Here is a 5,666-nt window from a genome sequence, read left to right as displayed (position 1 = left end):
ATTTATTTTCTTGTAATGGCTATCAAGGACAGCGTGTTTTTATTCTACCTTCTAAAGATTTAGTGGTAGTTAGAATGGGGCTTACAGAAAATAGTTCTTTTGATTTTGATGCTTTTTTAAGTCAAATTATAAGTAGTTTAGAATAAATTAAACTAGTTATATGAAAAATAGTTACTCATCCTCAAAAAAAATTTAAATTAATTTGTCTAGTCCTAAAATACGGCTACAGGTTAAAATTGATTTTTAAGCTACATTTTTGTACACCGAATTTGGAGTTTTAAAGTCTAAAGATAAGTGTAATGTTACTTCGTTATATAAATTCACTATTGATTGTGATTCCTCATATAAAATTGTTGGATCCCAAAAAAATTACAAAGACGATTCAAGAGAATTTGTTAGTGAAAGTTCTGTTAATTTAGAATTGGATTTACAAAAAAAATCTAATGATTTTGTGAAAGTTAGAGGGAAGGTGATGGTTAATATTAATCCAATTTATTTTGATTATAATAAATCAAATATTAGAAAAAATGCCGCAATTGAGTTAGATAAAGTAGTTAAAATTATGAACAAATACCCTAGCGTTAAAATTGAAGGAGGTTCACATACAGATAGCAGAGGTAATAGTAGTTATAACCAAAAGTTATCTGCGAAAAGAGCAAATGCGACTATTAAGTACAATATAAGTAAAGGAATAAATGAAAACAGACTTATAGCTAAATGGTTTGGAGAAACTCAATTAGTAAATAAATGTGCAAATGGAGTAAAATGTACTGATGCAGAACATCAATTAAATAGAACAACTGAATTTATTATTGTAAACACTGGAGTTGTAAATCAATAGATAAAAAATATTCAAATAAAAAAAGCAGCTAGTTAGCTGCTTTTTTTTAATTATAAATTAACCGTTTGTAGTATTATTTAAACAGTTTATAGCTGATTTTGAACATTTTAATTTTAAATGTTTTTGAATATTTCTTTTTTTATTAAAATTAATTTTATACGTTTGTAGTTGAAAATAAGAATAATAGCCTTAAAAAGATTATTATTTGATAGATAAATATTAAAAAAAGAACCCCTAATCTTAACCCCCCACGTTAATATGATTATCTTTATCGAACCCCGAACCCTAAATCTAAATAAATTTAGTCTACTACATTTTAAAGTCATTTTTTTGATAATTTCGCTGTATGCAAAATTATTTAAAAATTATAGATGGTCTATTTTAAGACCAATGACCCAAGAAGAAAATTCCATTCTTCGTAACACAAACATTTTATTAAAGAATTTATTTATTCCAAAAATAAAAGCTTTTTGCTATCCTCAATTTTATAATAAAAATAGTAAATAGATCATTATTTAAGTCCAACTTCTATTCAGGAAGCTTAATAATAACCCCGATGAAAAATTCAACAATTAATAAAATAAAATCCCCCTCTAATAGTAGATTTAATGTACTATTTATTGTTTTATTTTCGTTTTTACTAAATACAATTTCAGCCCAAACAAATGCGCCAAGCATTCAAAGTGGTGTTACTTTTCAATGGATTGATACACAAACTGTTGCATCTGATCCGGCTACAATTCAAAGCGTAACCTTAAATGGTGATGTTTATGATTTATTTGTGGTTCCGTCAAGTTATGAATTAACACAACTTGGGCCAGATGGAGATGGGGCAAATCAAATTTTAAAAGATGGTAGCTCAATTATATCCTCTAGTGCAGTTATTACAGATTGGAACCCTAAAGCGTTAGCTGCTTTTCAGGATAAAGATCTTAATCATTATTTTACTTCTGGTTCAAATGGATTAGCTATTTGTGATAATTTTACTGCTGAAGCTTCAACATTAGCTCAAAGGCAAACATTAATCTATAGTCCTCAAATACCTTCAAATACTGGTGGTATTGTTGCCATAACAGAAAGAAATGCAAATAATTGCTTCCATATTGCCGTTTTTGGCACTCCTGTGGGAGGTGGACCAGAACAATTATTGGGAGAAACTTTTGTTAATCCAACAAGTACGCAATGGGGTTTTGGAGGAACAGGCACTAGCAGTAGTTTTGGGACTTCAGGAGCTTTAAATGCACCACCTTCCGGAACAGATTATTGGTTAAGTGATCGAGTAGTTGAAAATAATGGAACTATTGGTATTGCATTGTTTTATTTAAATGATATAGCACCAACAGGATCTCTAATTTCAAAAGTTCAACTCACCGCTTCAACTGTAGATCATGGAGATGGTAAATTTTTCATTTTGCAATCCTATGCAACCAATGACCAAACTGAAGTTATAAAAAACTCCACCATTTTAAATGGAGATGTTACCACCAATGATTCAGCACCGGTGGGTTCTGCATTCTCAAATATAACAGATCCAACCAATGGGACACTTGTGTTTAATTCAAATGGTACGTTTAACTATACGCCAACTACGGATTATGTAGGATTAGATAGTTTTACTTATAACGTTTGTCTTCCTTCACCAAATGATGGTACTTGCGACACAGCAACAGTTTCAATTAAAGTGCTACCTGAAGCACCTACTGCAAATTCACAAACATTTTGTTTTATTGATAATAAACAAGTTCTTGATTTAGTCGCCTCAGGAACTAGTTTAAAATGGTACGATGCATTAACCGATGGAAATTTATTAAATTCTACAGCTGTTTTAATAACTAATAATTATTTTGTTAGTCAAACCGTTAATGGATTAGAAAGTTATAGAACGCAAGTTTCTGTAATAGTAAATCCATCAACAGGAGCAACAACATTCACAGTTGGCGCAACGACAGTATGTCAAGATGCAGCTGATGAAACATATACAGCCGCTGCTGCTAATAGCACAGGAATAGTTTATTCTGTATTACCAGTAACCGCAGGAACAATAGATGCTTCAACAGGAGTTATGAATTGGGATGCTGCATTTAGTGGATCAGCAACGATTACTGCTACAGCGACAGGACTTTGTGGAACAACATCTGCAGACCAAGTAGTTACAGTAAACCCAAAACCTGCCGTTACTTCACCTAGTTCTTATTCAATTTGTACGGGTTCCACAACAGGAATTTCTTTAACAAGTACAATTACTGGAACAACATTTACTTGGACGGCATCAATTTCAACTACTCCAACTGCAGGTACAGTTACAGGTTTTAGCAATGGATCGGGGAATACAATTGCTCAATCCTTGACGAATTCTGGAATAAACAAAGGTGTTGTAAAATATGTAATTACCCCAACGGCTCCAACTGGATGTGTAGGCACACCATATAATATATTTGTTACGGTAATTGCATTACCATATCCTCCAGCAAGTGGTGGTGACAAAGAAATTTGTTTGGGTTATTCAAACCCTGATTTAACAGTAACAGTTGGAAACAATGAAACTGCAGATTGGTATGATGCTCTTGTAGGAGGAAATCTTATTAAAAGTAATAGTCTTAATTATCAATCACCAGAATCAGCTATTGGTACCTATACTTATTATGTTCAAACTAGAAATACCATATCAGGTTGTTTAAGCTTGGGTAGAATTCCAGTTAAATTAACAATAAGTAATATTGACTCAGATGGAGATAAGGTTGGTGATGCCTGTGATTTAGATGACGATAATGATGGTATTTTAGATGTAGATGAACAATCTAAATCTTGTGGAGATTTTCCTACACTAGTTTTTAAAAGTGCAACTTTAGTTTCAGGAACAGCATTAAATAATGGTGCAGTATATCGATTTCCAGATGTAATTGCTGGCATTGACGCCATAGTTACTTTGACATCTTCCCATACAGGGCAGGTAATTAATAATTTTGATGATGATAGCGGAGCTGGTTATGTAGATGCATTTCAACCTATATTAAAAGGTAATATTGATGAGGTTAATTTTAATTTTCAATTTGTTGAAAAAGGGACGTCTACACCTATTGTTTTAAGAGATTTTTTATTAACGGGTGTTGATATAGATGGTGATAATGCTGGAAGGGGTGAGTTTGACGAGTTTGATGTAGTTGGTTCAGCGCTTTATTCAGTTGATAACCCAACACAATTATCGGTGTTTAGTACACCAACCGGTACTCGATTTTTAGGGCCATCTAATGTATATAATGGCGTTGTAGTTACGCAAACACTTGTAATGGGTACAGTTAAATATCAAGATGTTTCTCAAATTAACATAAAAATAGGAACAAGCCCTCTTATAAATTATCAACGACTTTTTTCAATAATTGGCTCTCCTTGTTTTTTAGATCAAACCTATAAAGATCCTACAAACAAAACTTTATTTTTAGCAAGTGATAGAGATACCGATAATGATGGTATTTGGGACCGCTTAGACTTAGATAGTGATAATGATGGATGTAGTGATGCTAATGAAGCTTATAATTCTAAAACTGCCGATGGTGGCGATGGTGGACAATATGGATTAGGAGATATATTAGCCCCTGGCAAAGTAAATCATGATGGTACGGTTAAAACCGCAACCTATCCTTCGCCTTATCAAATTTCAAATGGAGAAAAAGCTTTTCAAGAAGCTACGTCATTAAGTGTAAACTTAAATCCAACGAATCAAGAAGGTTGTGTAGATCATAGTGCTTTTTTTGCAGCATCTGCCACTACCTCAATATTGCCTACAAATCCTATTACAACTGCAAATACTGATGTTACGTATGTTTGGTATGAAAGTACAGATGGAGGCACAAGTTTTAATTATATTACTGATGGAACTATAGCTAGTGGAGCTATAACTACTTTAGAAGTTTCAAATGTAACTACAGCTATGAGTGGTAATATTTATAAGGTTGTATTTTCTAATGAGGGAAATATTTGTGGTGCTGAAGCTCAAGCAACATTAAATGTAAAAGCAAAAATTGCACCTATTGTTGTACCACCAAACGATATTACTCTAGAAGGATGTGGAACTGGAGCTATTACAGGAATAACATATCAACAAACACAAACCATAATTTCTATAATAGATTTTAATAATATTGACACTGCTTCTTCAGCAACTGATAACGGTGTAGTTGCGTCAATAACCTATCAAGATATTGCAACCGGCACTTGCCCAATGGTTGTTACTAGAACTTTTACAGTTACTGACGATTGTGGGTTGATTACACAGAAAACACAATTAATAACTATTCAAGATACTACGCCTCCAACAGCTAGTAATCCGGCACCAATTTCAGGAATTCAGTGTATTGGAAATATACCTGCTTCTGATGTTACAGTAGTAACTGATGAAGCTGATAATTGTACTACAAGTCCAATTGTAAGTTTTCAGTCTGAATCGAATAATGGTGGAGTAGGTTCCGTAGTGGATCCTTATATTCTTACAAGAATTTATAGCGTTACTGATGCATGTGGAAATATTAAAGAAGTTACACAAACGATTACTGTGGAAGATACAACAGCACCAGTAGCGGATGCAGTAAGCTTATCAGAAATTACAGCACAATGTTCAGTAACGAGTTTAACAGCGCCAACAGGGACAGATAATTGTGCAGGTTCTGTTACCGTAACTAATGATGCAACACTTCCAATATCAGGTGAAGGAACAACAACCGTTGTAACTTGGACCTATGATGATGGCAATGGAAACACATCCACACAAACACAGAATGTAATCATAGATGATGTAACCGCACCAGTAGCGGATGTAGCTAATTTACCT

2 protein-coding genes are annotated in these 5,666 nt (G+C 33.2%); both read left to right on the top strand.

What is annotated here, in order from left to right:
- Positions 1-256: 256 nt before the first annotated feature.
- Positions 257-841: an OmpA family protein gene (locus QM495_RS06930; RefSeq protein ID WP_408671383.1), complete on the top strand. Its 585-nt coding sequence runs from the start codon at positions 257-259 to the stop codon at positions 839-841.
- A 556-nt stretch (positions 842-1,397) separates the two neighbouring features.
- Positions 1,398-5,666, top strand: a 4,269-nt coding sequence (locus QM495_RS06925) for an Ig-like domain-containing protein (RefSeq protein WP_408671382.1), incomplete at its 3' end; no start/stop codon positions are given.

Source organism: Lutibacter sp. (assembly GCF_046055765.1).
Lineage (GTDB): Bacteria > Bacteroidota > Bacteroidia > Flavobacteriales > Flavobacteriaceae > Lutibacter.
The sequence above is the reverse complement of the archived record's forward strand: the minus strand, read 5'-3'. Positions and strand labels throughout refer to the sequence as shown.